Source organism: Streptomyces lacrimifluminis (genome assembly GCF_014646095.1).
Classification (GTDB): domain Bacteria; phylum Actinomycetota; class Actinomycetes; order Streptomycetales; family Streptomycetaceae; genus Streptomyces; species Streptomyces lacrimifluminis.
This window is the reverse complement of sequence record NZ_BMMU01000052.1, coordinates 1-19,367: the sequence shown is the minus strand read 5'-3', so window position 1 is coordinate 19,367 and position 19,367 is coordinate 1. Positions and strand designations below refer to the sequence as shown.

Sequence of the window (19,367 nt, the reverse complement as noted above, 5' to 3'; positions counted from 1 at the left end):
GCCTGACGTGGCCGCGTTCACCGGCAGTCGGTTCGAGCATCTGGCGGGTGGGGGAGACCGGCCGGAGGTCGCCAACCGGTTCACGGCGGAGGACTTGGTCGCGGTGCAGACTTTGTCGGTGACCGTTCCGGCGTCCGTCGCGCTGGACATTCTGGAGGGCCCTCTCGGCGCGCGGCTGTCCGGTCTGCTGCGAGTCATTCCCAGGGACATCGACATGGTTGATGCCGACGCGGATGTCGTGGCCGACGGTTCGCCGGCGGACCAGGCCTGGCATCTCCTGCGCGGCCAGCCCGATGTCGGATGGGTGATCGCGGGCAAGCTCCTGGCTCGCAAGCGCCCGCGGCTGCTCCCGGTCTATGACCGCGTTGTCCGCTGTGCGGTCGGCCGGCCGTCGTCCTTCTGGCTCGCCCTCCACACCGCGCTGCGTGAGGACGACGCCGCGTTGCACCGCCAGCTGTTCGATCTGCGGCAGGCCGCGGGGCTGCCCGAAACGGTGAGTGCGTTGCGGGTGTGCGATGTGGCGGTGTGGATGAGCCACCGTGCTGTGGGCCATGTCTGCCCCTGATGATGCCTGCCGTCAACGCGACCCGAGGGGGCGTTCTGGCGTGTGAGGGTGACGGACTTTACCAACCGTCGCTGGGGTGTGTGGGACGTTCGTGTGGAGTGGTCCGGGGGTGTGGGGGAGGGGTGTGGACTCGGGGCCGGGGGTGTCGCCACCGGGGCGGTTCCCGGTCCGGTGGGGGCGGCACATGGTGGGTGGCCGGTTGGTGGTGGGCGAGTTACGCGTCCAGGAGATCGTGCGTGGGGACGGGCGGGTCTGTTACACGGTCGTGGATGCGGACTGTTCGGTGGTGGCGGAGGCGGACGGGTTCCTGCGTTCCTGTCGGGCGGGTACGGACCGTACGTATGCGTATGTGCTGGTGGATCATCTGCGGTGGCTGCGGTTCGCGGGCCTGGACGCGGGGTCGGTGTCGCTGGAGGATCTGCGGCACTACATGGCGGCTTTGGGTGCGGATTATCCGGGGCCGTTCGGGTTGCCGTGGCGGGAGGGGAAACGCCCGTACGGGCACAGCGCGTTGAAGACCGCGGCGGCCTGTCTGAAGGGCTTCTACCTCCACCTGGGCATCCACGGCGTGAACCCGTCGCTGGCGGAGGCGCTGCGTGTGACGCGTTTGCCGACGCGGGCGGATAGGCGGCGGGCGATGCTCGGACACGTCCTGCACAGCATGCCTGCCAACCCGCTCGCGCCCGCCGAACGGGTGCGCCGGCATCCGAAGATGCTGCCCGAGGGCGCCCGGGAGGTGTTGCTGGGGGCGGTGTCGTGCGCGCGGGACCGGAGGGTGGTCACGTGGCTGGCCGACGGCGGGTATCGCGCCGTTCATGCCTGCCGCCGTCCGACGGTGCGGGCGGCTGTCACGGTCACCCGCTCATGCAGCGGGGCGTCCAGCGGAGCCGACAAGGCGCCGTTCCAGAGCGCATGGAAGACCACCGGGAGGACCCCGACCGGATCTCCGAGCCCGCGAACCCCTTCCATCAGCGGCCGAGAGCGCTGAAATGCCTCGGCCACGCGCCCCGCCAGGGCGCCGCCCCTGTAACGGGGATGCCGGTAACCGGCCAGCCAGGAGAGATTGGCTGCCAGAACCGGATCCGGAGGCCGGGCAATTCTGTACCGCCACCCCACAGAGGCCACAGCAGCAGCCACCACCTCAGCACGATGGGCAAGGCGCCGAGAGACCTCCTCCCGTCCGGCACAGGCGACCAGCAGACCACTGCCATCATCGAGCCGGGCCATCAGATGCGGGGCGTGCTCCAAACAGGATCCGTCAGGCTCACGCCAGACGAACTCCACAGGGCGGCACGCCACTGCCACTACCTCGGGGTCGTGGTCCAGCAGCATCACCTGCGTCCGCATGACACCCGACCCGTAGCGCACAAGCCGGCCGTCGGTCGCCGACCACCACCAGCCTGGCGCCATCCGCCTTCCAGACCGCACGGGAAACGAACGCACCGGACCGCAGTCCTCCAGGCGGACACTGCGCACCAGGTCCGCCCACGGCATTCGCTGGCCGATGCCCAGGGGATCGATGAACCGCGCATCGACGGAGCCAGGGGCGGCTACCGGCTTCGATGTGGCATCCCGCGTCTGCACACACGCTTAACTGCTAATCGCCCCACCCGGTAATGGCCCCCCCAACGTACGAACTGCTCTGACCGCAGCCCGGGCGGGCAGTCGGACTTGGCCACCCTCGGTTTCCTGGGCGGGGCAACAGTCGCTCGGGAGCCACGCTGTGGAACGGAATATTCGGTGGCTGGAGGCCTACCGGCACCGTGCTGACCAGCGCCACACCTACGCCCACTCCACGCCCAGCTCCCGCAGCGCGTCCAGCTGCTCCTGGGTGAGTTTGTCCCGCCTGGAACGGACATTCGATGTCCATACGCCGAGCTTGTGCTGGTGTTCCTGGCCGTCGATGACGACGGCTTCGACGTGCCCCCTCGGCACTGCCTTCTGGGTACCCTCGCGCTGGACCCACTGGGCGAGGGCCGCCAGACCGCGCTGGAAGGCTGATGCCTTCCCGGATGCCTTCGCGCCGTCCGGGGTGGCTGGTGCCGGCTGTTCGGCGGGCTTCACTCCCAGGCTTGAGAGTCTGCGCTGCTGTTCCTCGGTGAGTTGGAACCAGTCGTGGGTCTGCCGTTGCAGCCATCGTCCGAGGTCGTCGCCCTCGAAGAGCACACCGGGCTCGACGGCCGGGAGGACGCCGTCGGGTTCGTCGGCGGCGAGGTCGGCGAGGACACGGTAGTTGCGCTGCCAGTCCAGCGGCCAGGGGCAGTTCCAGTCGGGGTCGATCGCGGCAAGCTGCGCCGCCCGCACCGTGGCGCGTTCGGGGTTCTTGCCGAGGCCGTGGGTGCGGCGGAGGTTGGCCATGTGTTCCCCGACCGGGGCCAGTTCACTGTCGGCGTGGCCCCATAGGGCGTCGCGTCGGGGGGCGAGGTGGCCGTGGGCGCGGTGGTAGGAGCGCAGGGTGGCGAGTTTGGTTTCCCAGGCTTCGTCGCCGGGTTCCCACACCATCCCGGCGTCGTCGAGGAGTTCTTGGCGGTGGTCGTCGAGTTCACCGGCGCGGTAGGTGCGCCGCTGCTGGTGGACCCAGCGTCCCAGCGGAAACGCCTTCGTGACGCCCACCGTCGTCTCGGTGTCGTACGGGACGGCGTACAGCCCCGTGATCCCGTTCTCTTTTCGCCAGCGCAGCAGGGCCTGGTAGCCCTCGAGCCACACCAGGGATTCGGGCCGGTAGACCCGGGTGCGCAGGAACGCGGCGATCGTGGCGGCGTCCCGGGGAGAGGAGAAGTGCAGCAGCGCGGACTCCACCGCGCCCTCGGCCTCGTCCTGCCCGCCCTCTCCTTCGGACGTGGTGCCGATGATCCGCCCGTCCTCGTCCCGCTTCACGTGCACCTGCCGCTGCCCGCTGCTCAGCGCCCGGCTGGCGAGTTGTTCGACGAGGCGTTCGGAGTGTGAGCGCAGGCCTTGGAGGACGGCTGTGAGGGGGCGGAACGAGGCGGAGGCGATCATGTCGCCGGGGTCCTCGCCGGGCTGGAGGAAGACGGGCACGATGATCCGCGCGATCTTGGCCGTGCCGTCGGGGTTCGGCCGGAGGGCGCGGCCGATGTTCTGGACGATCTCGACCTGGGAGCCGCGGGTGTCGGCGAAGCAGATCGCCTCGACGCCCCTGGTGCCCACGATGTCCACGCCTTCACCGAGGACGCGAACGCTGGCGAGGAAGGCCCGGTGTACGCGCTTGTTGTCGGCGTCGAGGCCGTCGGCGAACTGGCGCAGGGCTTCGCGGCGTTCGGCGACGAGGTGGTCGCCGCACAGCCACGCCGACCACACCCTCTCCGGGGGGACGTGGCGGCCGGCCTCCAGCTCGTAGAACTGCGCGTCGATCGACGACGCCGGCAGGGCCTCCGCGCCGGCCAGGTCCCTGTCGCAGACCTCGGCCGCGTAGAGCCGGGCCGCGGTCTGCGGCATCTTCTCCGCGAACGCGGCGGCTTCCTCGACCCGCTGGTGGAACGTCATGACGGTGCGCAGGTTGCGCGCGGCGGCGTGCTCCAGAAGTGCGGTCTGCAACAGCGCCAGACGCCGGCCCCGCTGCGCCTCCTCCGATTCCCCGAGGACGGGGGAGGGGTCGCGGATCTCCAGCACGTCGATCTCGAAGCCGGCGAGGATGCCCCGCTCGACGGCCTCCGACAACCCGAGCTCGAACAGCCACTCGCCGTACGGGCCGTTGGGGTCGCTGGCCATCGTCGCGATCTCCAGCTCCTGGCCGTCCGTGCCGCGCTGCGGGCGGGGGGAGGCGAGGATGCGCGGGGTCGCGGTCAGATAGAGCCGGAAGTCCGCGGGGATCCGGGAGTTGTCGTGGATCGCCGCCCACGGCCGACCAAGATCACCGGTGGTTGAGTGGGCTTCGTCGACGACGGCGAGGTCGAACGGGGCCATTGTCTGTCCGTACAGACGTTCCCCGCCCGCCAGAGCGGCCTCCAGCGGCCCGCGTACCTTCGCCCGGCCCGTGATGTCCTCGGGATCCTCGCGGTCCACGAGTGAGGCGTATGTGGCGAACACGACCACCGGCCCCCTGCCCGCCCACAGGGCGAGCTGGATCGGATTGGTGGTGGTCCGCACGCCGAGCTGCTCCAGGACCTCGTCCTTCTCCAGCGAGCACACCGCGGCCATCGGCCCGTGGTGGCCGACCCTCCGCCACGCCTGGGCGGTCTGCACGAGCAGGTCGAGGGTGGGGACCATGACGAGGATCCGCCCGCCGCGGAAGCACTCCCGTGCGGCCCACGCGGCGGTGATCGTCTTCCCGGATCCGGTCGCGGAGACGACGGTCCCGCGCAGCCCGTGCGCCGGTACCGGTGACCTCGTGGGGAATCCCGCCCACGCGCGGATGCGCGCGTTCGCTTCCACCTGGTGTTCCCGCAGGCTGATCATCACTCAGCTCCCGTCTGGCCGACGGGTTCCGGGCGGTCCTGCGGCGTCGGTTTCCCGGCCGGTGGCTGCGGGAGGGGCGGGGTCTGCTGTTTGCGGCGCCGGCGGTGTTCGCGCTGCGCCTGGGCACGGGCACATTCGCGGGTGCAGTACTTGATGCCGCTGGTGCGGTTCTGTCCGTACGCGGCGCGGCCGCGCTGGCGTACGAAGCTGCGGCGGCAGGTCTCGTTGGCGCACTCGCGGATCGTGGCGTCCTCGGCGAGGTGGTTGTAGAGCTGGAGGAACGCCACAGCGAGGACGGTGGGGTAACGGTCGCCCAGACTGCCGATGCCGATACTGAACGGCCTGAGCGCGGCGTTCAGTTCGCTCACGAGGTTGCCGATCCTGATGTCCAGGACGAGTTCGCGCAGGTGGTCCAGGTCCCGCGGCCACGCTTCCTCCCGGTCAGCGTTGCTCGCCTGCCACTGCGCCAGTTCTTCCTCGGACACCTCCGGCTCGACGAGCGCGTCGAGTCCGCCCTCACGGCGCAGGGCCAGCCAGGTGGTGATGGCAGCCTGCGCCTCCCTCATGAACAGCGTGGCCAGTTCGCCGTGCAGGGCGAACGGCGCGCGGGGGTGCTCGCGCTCGCTGAGCTCCTTGAGATGCTCGTAGACGTCGACGTCCCAGCTCCCGGTGTTGATGCTGCCGCCGAGGTGTCCGTAGGCGCCCATCAGGGCGGCCACGGCGTCGAGGTCCTCGGGGTCGACCTCCATGAACTCGCGCAGGTAGAAGTCCTCCGGCATGGGGACGGTGTGCGCGCGGGAAGGGAGCTGCGGGGTCCAGACGATCCACTCGCCGTCGGCCCGCACCTTGCGAAGAGGCATCAACTCCGGTGTCGGCACGGGCGTCCCGGGCCAGAGAGTGGGACGAAAGCGTGGGTCAACGTATGCCGCCATGAGGAGCATCATACCGTCCAGGAGGGTAGGACGAACTATGAATCCTTCGTATCACGCGCAGGGATCGCGGGACGTACCCGAGGGGGAACCGGAGTTGACGCAGTGGCAGGACCGTAAGGCGATAGGCGACATGCACGAACGTCGGGTGGCGGCCGCGCTGCGCGCCCGCGGCTGGACCGTCCAGCCCTGCGGGCAGGGCACCTACCCGCCTGCCGTGCGGGAGGCCCTGCGCCGGACCCGCTCCGCCCTGCGGCACTTCCCCGACCTGATCGCCGCCCGCGGCGCCGACCTGATCACCATCGACGCGAAAGACCGTATGCCCAGCACCGACTCCGACCGCTATGCCGTCAGCAGGGACACCGTGACCGCCGGTCTCTTCTTCACTGCGGCCCACGCCCCGACTCCGCTGTACTACGTCTTCGGCGACCTGAAGGTCCTCACCCCGGCCGAGGTGGCCCACTACAGTGCCCACGCCCTGCGCCACCGCAGCGGCGCCTTCCACCTCGTCCGCGCGGAGCAGGCGCACCGCTTCGACGACGTCTTCGGATCGGCCGGCGCAGCGGCTGCGGCATGACGGCCACCGCGCCCCGCCCTGCCACCGGCTCCAGGCGGATCAGCCGTGCGCGTCGGGATCGGACCACGCCGGCACCGCCCGGGCCACCCGCTCGTGTGTCGTAGAAACCGGGAGGTGACCTCGGACTGGAACCCCTCGGGCTGAGGGAGCTCGTACACGTCGAGCACGCCGCACACTCGGAACTCGCTTTCGCGGGTAACCCGCTTAAGGGAGGTCTTCCCCGTGGGGCGCCTGCGGCCAGCGGTCCGTGTCCATACGACGAGCCCGTTCTCGCGAGCCGACCGGAGCCGAATGCGGGCGGCAGATTCCGAGAGCTGCGCACACGTGGGAGCCGTGCGCAGTGGGCAGAGCGCAGGGGCGGGCGCGATCAGTTGGCCGACGTGTTCCGTGTCATCTCGGCTGCCTCGGTGATGGCACGTTGTCTGAGATCGCCGAACAGCTGCATCGTGATGGCGGCCAGGACGTCGTCCCTGCCAACAGTCCGCGTGTCCCCGCGGCGGGTGGACAGGGCGTGGAGGGGGTCCTTGAGCAGCGGGGCCGGGGCTGGCTCGCCCGGCACCACCAGACTGACCGTCCCGAACCGCTTGGCCCCGCCCTCGCGGACGACCTTGGCCGCGTCCCGGGCCAGGGCCGTCAGGAACACGCTCGCGATTCCGTCCAGGTCGCGGACCATCGCCGGGACGGCCCTCACTCCCCGGCTCCCCAGCAGCCTTTTCACCCCGGCCTCGAACCGGTGGGCGCCAGCCACACCATCCGGTGTACGCGTCCCGCGGCGCTCACGAAGAGACACGAGCGCACCATCGGCGTTGCGCACCTCGCCCATCAGGCCGTGGAAGGTCGGGCTGTGCAGGTACCACGCCGATCCCACCTCCACCTCGACGTTCCGGTCGATTGCCGAGATGAGGTCCTTGGGAATCAGTCTCGTCCTGGCCTCTTCGGCCGCCGGGCTTCTTGCGCCGTCGATGATCTCCGTCAGTACGGTCCGCGTCACCGACGCGGCGGCCCACGCGGCTGGCCGGGAGACGTGCAACGAGGTCACGTCTCTGAACACGGCTTTGACGAGCTGCGGCTTGAACGGCAGGTCGGTCACGACGGAAGTGGTCTGCGGACCGCTGCGCGCGGTGCGTAGGAGTTGTGTGGTCATCGAAGAATGTGCTTTCTGCTGTCGGAGGTGTCAGTGGCCCATGCCGCACCGGGCGGAGAGACCACAGAGCTCTTCGGACCGACGATTGGCTCGGAGCACCGCAAGTTGGGGCGTCCGCCTGAAATCCGCTGGATGCACTCCAGATGGAGGCTCTGCGGCTACACCGGCTGCGTGGTGTGTGCTGCCCACTCCATCCCGAGTTCGGCGAGTGCGGCGAGTTTGTCGGTGGTGAGCTTGGTGCGGCGTCCCTTCTGGTTCATGATCCATACCTCAAGCCGGACTTCTGTCCCGTCCTCCAACTGCTCTGTGTGGCCTCTGCGTCGCAGTCATCGCCCCGGTAAGCAGAAGCGGGGAGGCGGGGGGCTCATGAACCGGTTGCTGTTGCGGGGAGTAGGTGGTGTCAGTTGGCGGGGGCGGGGGCGATGAGCCGGTTGAGGAATTGCTGGGTGTCTGGGTGGGGGGTGTGGATGCGGGTGGTGTGGGTGCCGCGGGTGAGGAGGACGCGGTAGGTGTTGAGGGCGTAGGGGAGGTATTGGTCGGGGGTGAGTGTGCGGAGTTTGGGGTCGTGGCTGTGGTGGGGGTGGGCGGTCCAGTGGTTGTCGGTCCAGGTGAGGTCGGGGCCGATGATGACGCCGGCGTGGTGGTATTCGAGGCCTTGGGCGCTGTAGATGCAGCCGATCTGCTGGTGTCCGCCGGTGTGGGTGGCCCAGAGCTGGTTGTGGGGTGCGAGGGGGAGGCCGTCGGGGTCAGTGAGGGTGTCGGTGGCGTTCCAGGCGGCTTTCCAGGTGCGTGCGGGGCCGGCCGGGGTGGCGGGGACGGGGAGGGTGATGTCGAGGGGGAGTGTGGTGGCGCCGCGGGGGCGGGTGCGGGTCCAGGGCCAGCAGAATCCGGCGGTGGTGCGGGCGGTGTGTCCGGCGTTGGTGGCCTGTTCGATCCAGTGCTGGAGCTGGAAGGGGTCGTCGCTGAGGGCCAGGTCGTAGTCGTGGTGTGCGGTCCACGGGGTGGGGGTGCCGTAGAGGAGGTTGTCGACCCAGGTGGTGTAGGCGGCGGAGCCGTTGCAGCGGAAGGAGCCTGTCAGCTCCAGGTGGTGGTGGGTGCGTCCCATGGCCTGGGCGGCGTCGCGCAGTTCGTCCACGCTGGTGCCCTCGCCGGGGCGGATGATCTGGCGTTCGTCCAGGAACACCACGACCAGCGGCACCTTGCGCAGGACCTCGGCCAGGGCAGGTGCCAGCCTGTCGTGTGACCTGGCCATGCGCTGGGCCTCGTCGATGATGACGGAACCGGCGTGCTGTGCGGCGCTGTAGAGGGAGGAGACGGGGGGAAACAGGTCACGGGCCTGCCCGTGTCCGCCGGCGGCCTCGAGGAGATGGGCGCGCAGGGTTCCCGACGGCGTGACGAACCGCGGGCGGCTCTGCCCCTGGTATCGCATCAGATAGCCGAGCAGGCGCACCGCGAGAGCGGTCTTGCCGCTGCCCGGCCCGCCGCGCACGGTGACGACCGCGCCCTGGGGGTCTCCCTCCAGCAGATCGGCGACGAGTGCGCGGATCTGTACGTAGGCGTGCTGCTGGTCACCGACGAGCGCGAACGTCGTCTGCCCGTTGAGCGCGTCACCGACCTGGGCGAGCAGCCGGGCCGACGGCGCCCACACGATCCGCTCGAAGGCGCCGACCTCGTCCACCGTGGGAGAGGCCAGTCCTGCGCACCCCAGGCGGCCGGACAGAGCGGCGCCCTGAACGGCCAGGTCCTGCCCGCTCACCACCGGCACACCGGCCCCCTCACCGTCCCGGATCCGCAATGCCTCGGCCTGCTCCCGGTCGGCGTTGTGCAGCACCACGGCCGCACGGATGTCCAGCACGGGCGCCGTCTTCGGCCGCCAGAACTCGAAGAACCTCCCGTAGGCCAGGACCTGATGCACCGGATGTGCGGTCACCAGGCCGTCCGAACGCTGCACCCGCAGCCCGTCCAGGACCCGCGCCGTCTGCCACTGCTTCAGCTCGATGACCACAAGCCCCAACGCACCCTCTGCCGCCCTGCCGACCAGCACAGCGTCCAGGCGCTGCCCCCCGCCCGGGGTGCCGTACTCCAGATACAGCTGCAGATCCGATAACCCGGCCCGCACCAGCGCCTCCAGCAACGGCGGCCAGCTGTTGCGCCAGCTGCGCACCTCGGCCTCATCGGGTATGCCGAAGCCCGCCGCCGCGTACTGCCGTACGCACCGGTCGATGAACGCCGGGTCGCCTGCCGATGCGGCGATCTCGTGTACCCGGCCCGCCGCCGCACACCGCACGCCGGCCCCCAGCTCTCCCGCCGCGGCGCCGTTGCCGCGCGGCGCCACCGCGAGCGCGCGGGCTGTTGTCGACGACCTTTCGGACATGCGGATCCCCCTGCTTTTCCGCAGCACCGCACCGTACGGCCTGCTACGACGATGACAGCTTCCCTGGCCCTGCTGAGACATTGTCAGCGGCACTGCCCAGGCGGCGAGTTGAGCACATGGCCGGGGCCCGGCAGCATCCGCAGCCTACCCCAGTCAAAAATCTATCGACCACTCGATAAGAGCATGCTTATGATGGCCTGCATGAAGAGTTCGACGTTCGTCATGGTCCACGTGGGCCAGAGCACCGAGTCCCAGCGCAACCTCGAGCACGGCATCGAGACCCTCTCCTGGGGCTTCCCCGAGAGGAAGCCCGAATACGAGGGTGCTCAGCCCCAGTTCGCCGTCCTGGCCACCGGTGCCTCACCACGCGTCCAGCTGGGGGACTGGCTGCAGGGCGCCGCCACCCTCTACCTCTTCCAGGTCCGCGGCGGCTTCTACGAGGGCAAGGCGTGGCACTGGCCCGACGAGGAGGCCGAACGGCGCCTGAAATACCCCCAGCGCTTCGGCATCGAACCCCTCGCCAAACTCGAGAACGTCCCGCTCGGCCCCAAGGGCCCGCTGACCGAGACCGGCAGCGACGCCATCCGCCGTTCGGGCACCGACCGGGGCATGGGCAAGCTCGTCCAGATGCCGGCCCAGCACCTCCTGGAACTCGCGGGCATCCCGTTCGACCCCGACGACCCCGAAGACGTCCCCCTGGACAAGTCACCGGGCTTCACCGCCGAGCAGGTCGAGGGCAAGAAGAAGCCCCAGCGCCGCCGCCGCGGAGCCGGCTACATCTCCGATCCCAAGAAGCGCAAAGCCATCGAGGAGCACGCCGAACAACTCGCCACCACCCACTACGAGGCACAGGGCTGGACGATCGAGAAGCTCGGCAAGCCCTACGACCTGCGCTGCACCCGAGGCACCGAAGAACGCCACGTCGAGGTCAAGGGCACGACCGGCGCCGCCACCAGCGTCGAACTCACCATCAACGAGGTCCTGCACGCCCGGGACAAGGACAACACCGTCGACCTCTACGTCGTCAGCGACATCAGAGTCGACACCGTCACCGACCCCTACACCGCCAGCGGCGGAACGGTCTCGCACTACCCCGACTGGGAGCCGGCCGAAGAAGACCTCCGGCCCCGCAAGTACGAGTACCGCCTCCCCGACCTCACCGCCTGAACACATGCCTCGTTGTGTGGTCTATCAGGATTCCTGATAGACCCTCGTGCGCTGGTGGGCGGGCCATAAATTGTCGGTGGGTGGTGGATGGGGGCGGTTGTCGCCATGGTGGAGGTAGGCGGCTGAGGGGTGGACATCGTGGTGGTGGATGAGGGCAGCCAGGGTCGTCTTTTGACGGCCGATGAGCGTGCCCAGTGGCGGGAGCTGGGGCAGGTGCGCCGGTTCGGTGACGGTGGGGTGCTGTTACGTGAGGGGGAGAACCCGCGCCGGGTGATGCTGCTGGTGGGAGGCCGCGTCAAGGTGGTGACGTCCACTGACGAAAGAGCCGAGGTCGTGCTCGCCTATCGGGAGCCGGGCGAGGTCTTGGGTGAGATGGCGGCTTTGGGCGGCGCAGAGCACTCGGCGAGTGTGATCGCGGTCGGGCCGGTCGAGACGTGAGCGTTGTCGCCCGAGCGGTTCGAAATATTCTTGGACCGGAACCCGCGTGCGTGCAGGGCCATGCTCATGGTGATGGTGTACCGGTTGCGTCAGGCTGACCGTCAGCGCCTTGAGTACCGTGCCTGCAGCGTGACCGAACGCATCGCGGGGCGGTTGTTGTTCTTCTCCGATCAGACGGGGGAGCCGATGACCGATGGCGGGGTACGGATCGGCATCAGGTTGACCATGCCGGAACTGGCCGCCACGGTCGCAGCCGGCCGCGACATGACAGTCAAGGCGATGAGCCGACTGCGGGCGCTGGAGGTCGTCAGAACCGACGCCGCCTGCCGACCTTTCGCCGTCAGCCCGCCCCCATCCGCATAGCGCATACCGACGGCATAGCGCGCAGATGACCGTCAGTCAGCTACAGAAACAGGCCAATCACCTCGAAGTGCCGAGGTCAGTAGGAAGCGAGTTTATGGTCGTCCTGCGCGTTCCGGGGCTGGGTGGGGACGGGAACGGCGATCGCCTCCCAGTAGCGCTCCACGACCGCATCGGCCAACTCCTCCATGGGACCGATCACCTCGGCGTACCGCCCCGCGGTCGCCGGATGGTGACGAGCACAGCCTCGACTTTGCGGCGCAAGACAACACTTGCCGTCACACTGCCGGTGGCCTGGGCGTCAGGTGTCTGGTGAGGTTGTCGCCGAGGCGGTCGGTCAGCGGGCCCGTGTGGTCGATCCCCAGTGTCTGGGACAAAGCGACGGCGTTCAGTCGCGTTGCGGCCTCCAGCAGGTCGGCGTAGACGGAGGTGGTGATGCGGATGCGGTGCCGGGCGGTGAGGCCGATCGCCACGGCGAGAGGTGCGGCTGGCCACCACCACCAGGTGAGGGGTATGTAGAGCATGGCCCAGGCGGCCAGGGTGGCGGCTCGGGAGAGAGCGCTGCGGGCCTGGGTGATCTCGGTGCGGCTGGTCTCCGGGAGGATCAGCCACACGTACGGCCAGACGGTCGCTAGGTCGAGGTGGTGATCGCGGTCCAGGCGGATCGCGGCTGCATGGATGCGGTCGCCAGTCCAGGTGGGGCGCTCGGGACGGTCGACCGCGATCTTCATACGACGATTCGCGGCGATGCTCAGGAGGGTGGGGGACGGGCGCAGGCTCGGATCGGGTGCCAGCGCAGCCTCGTACTGGGTGCAGTAGTCGATGTGAGCCGTTTTCCATCGACGCTGCCGGACGGTCACCCAGCATTCGGCCAGGTACCGGAAAGGGTTGGGCCAGGTGTGCCAGTCCGCGGCCAGCACTAGGCGTTCCGCGAAGGCGCCGAGCGCCTGGGCCGCCAGGCCGAGGGCGGCGGCCCCGATCAACACGGCGACGAGAACCACCACTTGGCCGCCTACTGTGCCGACGGCCGGGTCTTTCGCGTACGAGGTGATCTGCCGACTGAGGTATCCGAGGTCGAGCGCGTGGTCCCGGCGCAGGGTGTGGGCGATGGCGGCGACTGCCAGATATAAAACGCCAGGCAGCACGAGGAGCGTCAACCAGCGCTCGGCCAGCTTCTTGGCCAGTTCGTTCCACAACTGGCCCACTCAGACGAGCCGTTCCCGTAGCAGTTCGCCTCCGCTGATCGCGCAGTGGGGCGGGAACTCGGTGACTTCCGCGCGGGAAAATCCGGCGCAGCGCCTCAGCGGGCACCGGTAGACGATCTGGAGGCTGCTCAGGCCGGCGGCATTGAAGGGGAGGCGGTACCCGTACACCCCCGGTGCGTCACCAGCGCGTTGGAGAGCACGGTGCAGCTCGTCCAGGACCGCAGCGAGGTCCTGCTCCGCAGCGTCGTCCTCAAGTGCACCCTCCAGGCGCCCCAACAGCGCCTCGCCCTGCTCGCCCAGCATCTCGCGCATCTCAGCGAGGTGACCGCACACGTACGCCAGCGCGGTCGCATGGCGCCGGCAGTCGGCTTCGTCCCCTGCATTAGTGGTCAACAACACCCTCCGAGCGTGTGCACTATGACGATATCGGGGCGCGGTGGCCGTGTCCGGGTAATGCTGCTCCTAGCCGGACGGTGCGAAGGGGAGGCGCGAGTGGGAGCGGACGAGCAGAGCCGTGGCGGGTTGCGCAAGGCGATCGAGGATCGTCTCGACCGGTTCACCAGCGGGGACGTCCGAGCCGTCCTGGAGCTTCGGGCCATGGAACAGGCACAGGCACTGCGCGCCCTGCTGCGCGTGGACGACAGGGACGTGGAGTCCCGGTTCACGCTCGGCTGGCTGTACTGGCGCCGGTATGAGGTGCTCGGCGACGCGGAGGACGAACGGCAAGCCGTCGACATGCTCGTTCTCTGCTTCCTCACAGGCACCGAAGTCCGCCGTTTACCGGGAGCGCTGCTCCCCGTCCTCGGCAAGGAAGCCGTGCGGACGGCCGAACAGCTGTCGAACGCTCTTGTTGCCCATCCCGATCCTCAACTGGCCACGGCCGCAGTCGAGATCTGGACCCGCATTTTGGACGTTGCCGACTTCGGCGGCCGTCGGCGGGCGACGACGCTGTCGAACCTCGGGGCCGTGCTCCAGACGCGGTACGACAACGGGGGTGCAGCAGAAGACCTCGACAAGGCCATCGGCTGCTTCCGGCAGGCACTGAGCATCGTAGATCCGAACGATCCCAACGCGCCGATGATCCGTTCCAACCTGCTGTCCGCGGTGAATGCGCGCTTCGCGCGTCACGCCAGCCAAGCCGATCTCGAGGAGACGGTCCACGTGTATCGGCAGTCGATCGCCACCGTCCGGGCCGACCACCCCCGGTGGTGGGACTGGCACGCTGATCTGGCGCTGTCGTTGATGGCCCGATGGGAGTTCACCGGCGCTCGACCCGACCTCGAGGAAGGGATCACGAAACTCCGCGAGGTGATCGACGGTGCGCCTGCTGGGCATCCTCGCCTCAATGCCTGGCGGTCGCAGCTGGGGATGGGACTGGAGTCGCGGTTCCGGGTCGCCGGCGACTGGGCCGACATCGACGAGGGGATCGGCATTCATCGACGAGTGGTGGCCGATACTCAGATCGGCGACGCCGACCGCGCGAACCACCTCACGGAACTTGGAGACGCACTGACTGCACGGTTCTACTTCCGCGAGTTCAAGGACGACATCGATGAGGCCATCACGGTCCACCGGGAAGCCCTGGACGCCACCTCACCGGAGGATCCCGCACGACTCAAACGACTGTCCATGCTCGGATCCGCCTTGGAGACACGGTCCAGTGTCATCGGCGGTCCGCACGACTTGGAAGAGGCAATCACGCTCCTCAGGGAAGCGACCGCCGTCATCTCCGCCGATGACATCCAAGCGCCCGACCGGCTGTTCAACCTCGGCAACGCCCTGCGCGCGCGTTTCCAGCAGACGAGGCAGCAAGCGGACCTGGACGAGGCGATCGATCTGCTGCGCCGGGGGGTGGCCGCCGCACCCCCCGGAAGTCCCGGACGGGCGAACCGTCAGGCTGCCCTGGGCATCGCACTGCATCTGAGATTCGGCCACACCGGCGGGCCCAACGATCTCGACGAAGCAATCGAGGCGCACCAGGAAGCGGTCGCCGCTTCCGGTCCCACCGACCCCGAACGGCCTCGCCGACTGTCCAACTTGGCACGGACACTGAGCTCCCGGGCCACATGGACCGGGACACTGGCGGACCTGAACCGCGCGATCGACGCTCTGCAAAAGGCAGTCAAGGCCACAGGGGTCGGCGACGCGGCGTGGCCCGCCCGGCTATGCAACCTCGGCGGCTTGCTGTACGTGCGGTTCAACCACAGCGGCGCGCGGGCGGACCTGGACATGGCCGTCCGAATCCTCCGCGAGGTGGTCTCGGTGTCTCCGGACGACCATCCCGAACGACCTCTCTTCGAGGTCAATCTCGGAATGGCCCTGCGGATCAGGTTCGAGCGTTTCCGTAATCCGGCGGACCTTGACAAGGCGATCGAGCAGATCCGAGCGGCGCTCGGCCGCGTGCCAGCCAGCGACGAGCAGTACGCCAAGCTCCTCGCCGCCATGGGAATGACGCTGAGCACACGTTTCCGACTCAGCCGCGACCTGGCGGACCTGGACGAAGCGATCGCCGCGCACCGCAAGGCGGTGTCTGCCGTCCGGGACGACGCCCCCGATCGAGCGATGATCCTGTCCACTCTCGGAATCGCGCTCGGCCTGCGTGCCGAACACACCGGCGACGAGCACGACGAGGACGAAGCCGTACACGTCATGCAGGAATCAGTGGCGCTCGCTCCCCCGAACCATCCCGACCTCGGGATCGGACTGTCCCACCTCGGGGATGCCCTGCTCCGCCGCTTCCGGCGCACCGGCGCGCAGGAAGACTCCGCTGCGGCCGCCGACGCGTTCGCGCGTCACACCGCGCTCACCGCAGTCCCGCCGTCCGATCGGGTCCGCACGGCTCGCCTCGCGGCAGCTTTGACCATGCCGTCCGAGCTGACCCGGGCGGCGAGACTACTGGCGGCCGCCGTCGAGCTGGTGCCTGAGATCGCACCGCGGGAGTTGGAACGGCCGGATGTACAGCACGCCGTGCGGCGTCTGACGGGCCTGGCCCCCGAAGCCGCCGCGCTGACCCTGCAGGACACCACGCTTCTGCAAGGCGAACGGGCGCCCCGGGCACTGCAGCTGCTCGAAGCGGGACGCGCCGTACTGCTCAGCCAGGCACTGGACACCCGCAGTGATCTGACGGACCTCCGGGCGCAACATCCCGAACTCGCCGATCGGTACGTCGAGCTGCGAAGCCTGCTCGACCGCTCACCCGAGCCTGGGCAGAAGACAGAGGTTCGCGACGTCAACGGTGAGGCGACGGTTTCCCTGCTCCCCGCCGACGCGTTCGACCGGCGCCAGCTGGCGGGCGAGTTCGTGAGCCTGGTAGCGCGCATCCGCGCGCGGGACGGGTTTAGCTCCTTCGGACGGACACCCGTGACGAGCGATTTGGTTGCCCAGGCCGGTGACGGGCCTATCGTCGTCTTCAACACCAGCACTTACCGTACGGACGCCCTGTTAGTCACATCGGCAGGCGTAACTGCGGTACCGCTGCCAGGCGCGTCCCACGACACGCTGATCAATCAGATCAACAACTTTCACAGGGCACTACGAACCGCCTCCGCCGGTGCCACCTCGCGCGCCCGTATGGCGGCTCAGAAGCAGCTGTCGCAAGTCCTGCGATGGCTCTGGGACACCATCGCCGAACCCGTCCTGCTCGCGCTCGGCTTCGACCATGCCCCGGGCCCCGGCAAAACCCTGCCCAGGATCTGGTGGGCGCCGGGAGGACTGCTCGGGCTCCTGCCCGTCCACGCGGCCGGCCACCACACCGACTCCCCCGACGACCCTGGCGCGCGCACCGTGATGGACAGGGTGGTGTTCTCCTACACCCCCACCATCCGCGCGCTGCGCCACGCGCGGCAGCGCACGGATCACGGCCGCCGACCCGGGCGGCGGGCGTTGATTGTGGCCATGCCGACTACACCTGGCCTTCCGGGCGAGGGGCGGCTACACCACGTACGGGATGAGGCTGCTGTGGTCGCATCCCATCTGGCGGACTCCGACACCCTCATCGAGCCCGATCTCCCGCACCCTCTTCCCTCGATCGGGAACGGGTATCCGACCCGCGTCGAGGTCCTCAATCGGCTCCCCGTCTACTCCATCGCGCACTTTGCCTGTCACGGAACAAGCTTCGCCGGTGACCCTTCCCAGAGCCATCTTCTGCTCCATGACCACGCAACTGCCCCGTTCACGGTTGCCGCCCTCGCGCCGTACCACCTCGACAACGCCGACCTGGCCTACCTGTCGGCCTGCGGCACCGCCCTAAGCACCAACGCCGAACTCATCGACGAGTCCATTCACCTCGCCGCCGCATTCCAGCTTGCTGGTTACCCCCAGGTCATCGGCACACTCTGGGAGATCAACGACCACCACGCGGTCGACGTGGCCAGCTCCTTCTATGCCGGTCTGACCGATGAGAAAGGAACCGTCGACCCCAAACGCGCTGCTCGTGCACTGCATGGCACAGTTGTCACGGCACGAAACGCGCTTCCCCAAACTCCTTCGCTATGGGCCGCCTATATCCACGTCGGCGCTTGATGAAGCTCATCCGCGTCCCAATGCCCCGCTAGCGCGCCCGCCACGTCCCGGAGGCCGAGGCGGGCGCCCTCATCGTCTGAGATCTCGAGGTGGGCACCGAGCTGTCAGTCAACCGGTGACGTCCCAGCACGCCGTGGACTATTGGCTGGCGGCTGTTCCTGCCGCGGCCGGGCGTCGGGTGTGAGCGGAAGCCGTCGCCCAGACGCTGATGATCTTGCAGAGAATTATTTATATTCATGAATGGCATTTCTGTTAATTATAGATTCGGTGCCCTTTCCCAAGAAGGGTCTACCAGATATGTCTTCCTCGACCTCGTACTCTGCCTTTGATCGTGAATAGGGCGCGCTCCGCTGGAGGCGGCGGCATGGATAGGCATTGTGGACTCGCCACGTTCCTCGATGAAGCCGCCGTACGTCGTGCCGGGGGCCTCGTCCCTGCCCAGGTCTCGACCAACGTGTCCTGCTCGTACGTTCCGGAGGCGGACTTCCACATCAAGTTGCTCCTGCAGTGAGTGCCTGTCGTGCAGTTCCGGTGCTCGTATTCGTCCACCGTGTCGCCGTCGTACACTCGTGCGCTTCTACGACGGACTTCGTGATGACCTCGATCGCGAAGGCCATCGGGAACCTTCCTGCTGGCGTTGTCCGCCTCGCACGGCGCCGCTATGGCCATTCAATCTGGCAGTCCTTCACCGTCGCCCTGGCCACCGCCGGCGTTCCGCGCCTGCCAGGCCAACGCTTGCGCGCCCTCGCGCGCTACGCGTGTGTGCCAGGCCGGGTACGGGGCGGCCCGGCACTTGCTGTCACCGTCCGGGGCCGGCCCGGCCCCGGAGGGGGCGCGCGCCCGGTGCCCAGGCCGCGGCGACCGGGCGCGCGGGCACCGGGTCGGTGGTGGCCGGGGTGGTGGGCAGTCGTTCGGCGGCGAGCTGGGCGCGGCGCGGCGGCAGCTTGGAAATGCCTCGCGCGGGCCAGATTCGGCTTGGTCGGGTCGGGGGGTTCAGCGGGGTCGGCGGATTGGGCCCGTGCGGCGTGGGGTTGCCGACGCCGCACGGGCCCAATACCGCCACAGGCAAGAAGTCGGCGCCCACCAGGGGCCGCCTGAGCACCCCTTGTCCAGCAGGTCAGAGGTGCTGCCGCCCGTCCGCCCAACCGGCCGTGCCGCCGTCGCGACCAGAGGCGCGAGCAGAGGGGTGACCTGCGTGGCGGCGGCGGCCTCCGCGTGTCCGGAGGGAAGCGGGGCTCAGCGTCGAGTGACGCCGACGGCCGTTAGGAGTACCGCTGCGACGCCTGCGGCCACAGTCAGCGGTTGCGCGAGGGTGGGGTGCTGGTAGGTCACGTACATCGCGATACCGCTGGTCAGGATGATCACCAGCACGGCCAAAAGACCCAGTAGGGCCATCACGTTCGGCTCACGGGTCGGGCGAGAGGGCACCTACTGGTCCTTCACAGATCCAGGCGCGCGGAACGAACCGCACACAGCGACGGGACGTGCCTAACGCCCGTCAAACTAGCACAGTTTCGATTCGATACTGCCTCTGACCTGCGGAAAGCATGGTATTGCCATGCCGAAATGGGTACCGTGGCGCGACCTGGCAGGTTCCTCTGCGGCGTGTGCGGCGCCACCGATGTGGCGTAGCTGACGCGTTTGCTTATTGATCTTGGTTGTGGGCTGGTG

17 protein-coding genes are annotated in these 19,367 nt (G+C 68.8%); 7 read left to right on the top strand and 10 right to left on the bottom strand.

The window, feature by feature from the left end; all coding sequences use genetic code 11:
* Positions 1–7 precede the first annotated feature (7 nt).
* Positions 8–565 carry a DUF6308 family protein gene (locus IEY89_RS37925; protein WP_229695668.1) on the top strand — a complete coding sequence of 186 codons (558 nt, stop codon included), beginning with the start codon at positions 8–10 and terminating at the stop codon, positions 563–565.
* An 813-nt stretch (positions 566–1,378) separates the two neighbouring features.
* On the opposite strand, the gene IEY89_RS37920 is transcribed toward IEY89_RS37925, so the two are convergent.
* From IEY89_RS37920 to IEY89_RS37910, 3 genes are all read right to left on the bottom strand, one after another.
* Complete coding sequence (locus IEY89_RS37920) at positions 1,379–2,059, bottom strand: TnsA-like heteromeric transposase endonuclease subunit (RefSeq protein WP_189152095.1); 681 nt, start codon at positions 2,057–2,059, stop codon at positions 1,379–1,381.
* 288 nt (positions 2,060–2,347) lie between these two features.
* A complete protein-coding gene (locus tag IEY89_RS37915; RefSeq protein ID WP_189152086.1) occupies positions 2,348–4,981 on the bottom strand; it encodes a DEAD/DEAH box helicase in 2,634 nt (877 codons plus the stop codon).
* The gene (locus IEY89_RS37910) at positions 4,981–5,841 is read right to left on the bottom strand and encodes a hypothetical protein (protein ID WP_229695667.1); all 861 of its coding nucleotides are present in this window, start codon (positions 5,839–5,841) and stop codon (positions 4,981–4,983) included. Before IEY89_RS37910 ends, IEY89_RS37915 begins: the two co-directional genes overlap by 1 nt.
* Before the next feature lie 109 nt (positions 5,842–5,950).
* On the opposite strand from IEY89_RS37910, the gene IEY89_RS37905 reads away from it, so the two are divergent.
* Complete coding sequence (locus IEY89_RS37905) at positions 5,951–6,487, top strand: hypothetical protein (protein WP_189152084.1); 537 nt, start codon at positions 5,951–5,953, stop codon at positions 6,485–6,487.
* Between the two features lie 367 nt (positions 6,488–6,854).
* On the opposite strand, the gene IEY89_RS37900 is transcribed toward IEY89_RS37905, so the two are convergent.
* From IEY89_RS37900 to IEY89_RS37895, 3 genes are all read right to left on the bottom strand, one after another.
* Positions 6,855–7,631: a hypothetical protein gene (locus IEY89_RS37900; protein ID WP_189152083.1), complete on the bottom strand. Its 777-nt coding sequence runs from the start codon at positions 7,629–7,631 to the stop codon at positions 6,855–6,857.
* Positions 7,632–7,789: 158 nt separating this feature from the next.
* Positions 7,790–7,957: a Helicase associated domain protein gene (locus IEY89_RS42310; RefSeq protein WP_506004857.1), complete on the bottom strand. Its 168-nt coding sequence runs from the start codon at positions 7,955–7,957 to the stop codon at positions 7,790–7,792.
* 74 nt (positions 7,958–8,031) lie between these two features.
* A complete protein-coding gene (locus IEY89_RS37895) occupies positions 8,032–10,005 on the bottom strand; it encodes a DNA/RNA helicase domain-containing protein (RefSeq protein ID WP_189152082.1) in 1,974 nt (657 codons plus the stop codon).
* Positions 10,006–10,206: 201 nt separating this feature from the next.
* On the opposite strand from IEY89_RS37895, the gene IEY89_RS37890 reads away from it, so the two are divergent.
* The 3 genes from IEY89_RS37890 to IEY89_RS37880 all read left to right on the top strand — a co-directional run bounded on the left by IEY89_RS37890 (position 10,207) and on the right by IEY89_RS37880 (position 11,973).
* On the top strand, positions 10,207–11,172 hold the full coding sequence (locus IEY89_RS37890) for a protein NO VEIN domain-containing protein (RefSeq protein WP_229695666.1): 966 nt from the start codon (positions 10,207–10,209) through the stop codon (positions 11,170–11,172).
* A 129-nt stretch (positions 11,173–11,301) separates the two neighbouring features.
* The gene (locus IEY89_RS37885; RefSeq protein WP_189152081.1) at positions 11,302–11,610 is read left to right on the top strand and encodes a Crp/Fnr family transcriptional regulator; all 309 of its coding nucleotides are present in this window, start codon (positions 11,302–11,304) and stop codon (positions 11,608–11,610) included.
* A 66-nt stretch (positions 11,611–11,676) separates the two neighbouring features.
* A complete protein-coding gene (locus IEY89_RS37880; RefSeq protein WP_189152080.1) occupies positions 11,677–11,973 on the top strand; it encodes a cyclic nucleotide-binding domain-containing protein in 297 nt (98 codons plus the stop codon).
* 76 nt (positions 11,974–12,049) lie between these two features.
* On the opposite strand, the gene IEY89_RS41615 is transcribed toward IEY89_RS37880, so the two are convergent.
* The 3 genes from IEY89_RS41615 to IEY89_RS37870 form a co-directional block, all read right to left on the bottom strand.
* Complete coding sequence (locus IEY89_RS41615) at positions 12,050–12,172, bottom strand: hypothetical protein (protein ID WP_268240797.1); 123 nt, start codon at positions 12,170–12,172, stop codon at positions 12,050–12,052.
* 76 nt (positions 12,173–12,248) lie between these two features.
* Positions 12,249–13,175 (bottom strand): hypothetical protein, encoded by a 927-nt coding sequence (locus IEY89_RS37875; protein WP_189152079.1) that lies wholly within the window; start codon positions 13,173–13,175, stop codon positions 12,249–12,251.
* Entirely contained in the window at positions 13,176–13,568 is a 393-nt protein-coding gene (locus IEY89_RS37870) for a hypothetical protein (protein WP_189152078.1), read from the bottom strand.
* A gap of 99 nt (positions 13,569–13,667) precedes the next feature.
* On the opposite strand from IEY89_RS37870, the gene IEY89_RS37865 reads away from it, so the two are divergent.
* Entirely contained in the window at positions 13,668–17,696 is a 4,029-nt protein-coding gene (locus IEY89_RS37865) for a CHAT domain-containing tetratricopeptide repeat protein (protein ID WP_189152077.1), read from the top strand.
* A gap of 364 nt (positions 17,697–18,060) precedes the next feature.
* Positions 18,061–18,207, top strand: coding sequence for a hypothetical protein (locus IEY89_RS37860; protein ID WP_189152076.1), 147 nt, complete (start codon positions 18,061–18,063; stop codon positions 18,205–18,207).
* A 725-nt stretch (positions 18,208–18,932) separates the two neighbouring features.
* On the opposite strand, the gene IEY89_RS37855 is transcribed toward IEY89_RS37860, so the two are convergent.
* Entirely contained in the window at positions 18,933–19,124 is a 192-nt protein-coding gene (locus tag IEY89_RS37855; protein WP_189152097.1) for a hypothetical protein, read from the bottom strand.
* Positions 19,125–19,367: the final 243 nt, after the last annotated feature.

Excerpts from the sequence above, each read along its gene's own strand:
- IEY89_RS37860 (WP_189152076.1), top strand. The coding sequence starts at position 18,061 with ATGGATAGGCATTGTGGACTCGCCACGTTCCTCGATGAAGCCGCCGTA.
- IEY89_RS37910 (WP_229695667.1), bottom strand. The coding sequence starts at position 5,841 with ATGCCTCTTCGCAAGGTGCGGGCCGACGGCGAGTGGATCGTCTGGACC.
- IEY89_RS37890 (WP_229695666.1), top strand. The coding sequence starts at position 10,207 with ATGAAGAGTTCGACGTTCGTCATGGTCCACGTGGGCCAGAGCACCGAG.
- IEY89_RS37880 (WP_189152080.1), top strand. The coding sequence starts at position 11,677 with ATGGTGATGGTGTACCGGTTGCGTCAGGCTGACCGTCAGCGCCTTGAG.
- IEY89_RS37915 (WP_189152086.1), bottom strand. The coding sequence starts at position 4,981 with ATGATCAGCCTGCGGGAACACCAGGTGGAAGCGAACGCGCGCATCCGC.
- IEY89_RS37920 (WP_189152095.1), bottom strand. The coding sequence starts at position 2,059 with ATGCCGTGGGCGGACCTGGTGCGCAGTGTCCGCCTGGAGGACTGCGGT.
- IEY89_RS37900 (WP_189152083.1), bottom strand. The coding sequence starts at position 7,631 with ATGACCACACAACTCCTACGCACCGCGCGCAGCGGTCCGCAGACCACT.
- IEY89_RS37905 (WP_189152084.1), top strand. The coding sequence starts at position 5,951 with ATGAATCCTTCGTATCACGCGCAGGGATCGCGGGACGTACCCGAGGGG.
- IEY89_RS37895 (WP_189152082.1), bottom strand. The coding sequence starts at position 10,005 with ATGTCCGAAAGGTCGTCGACAACAGCCCGCGCGCTCGCGGTGGCGCCG.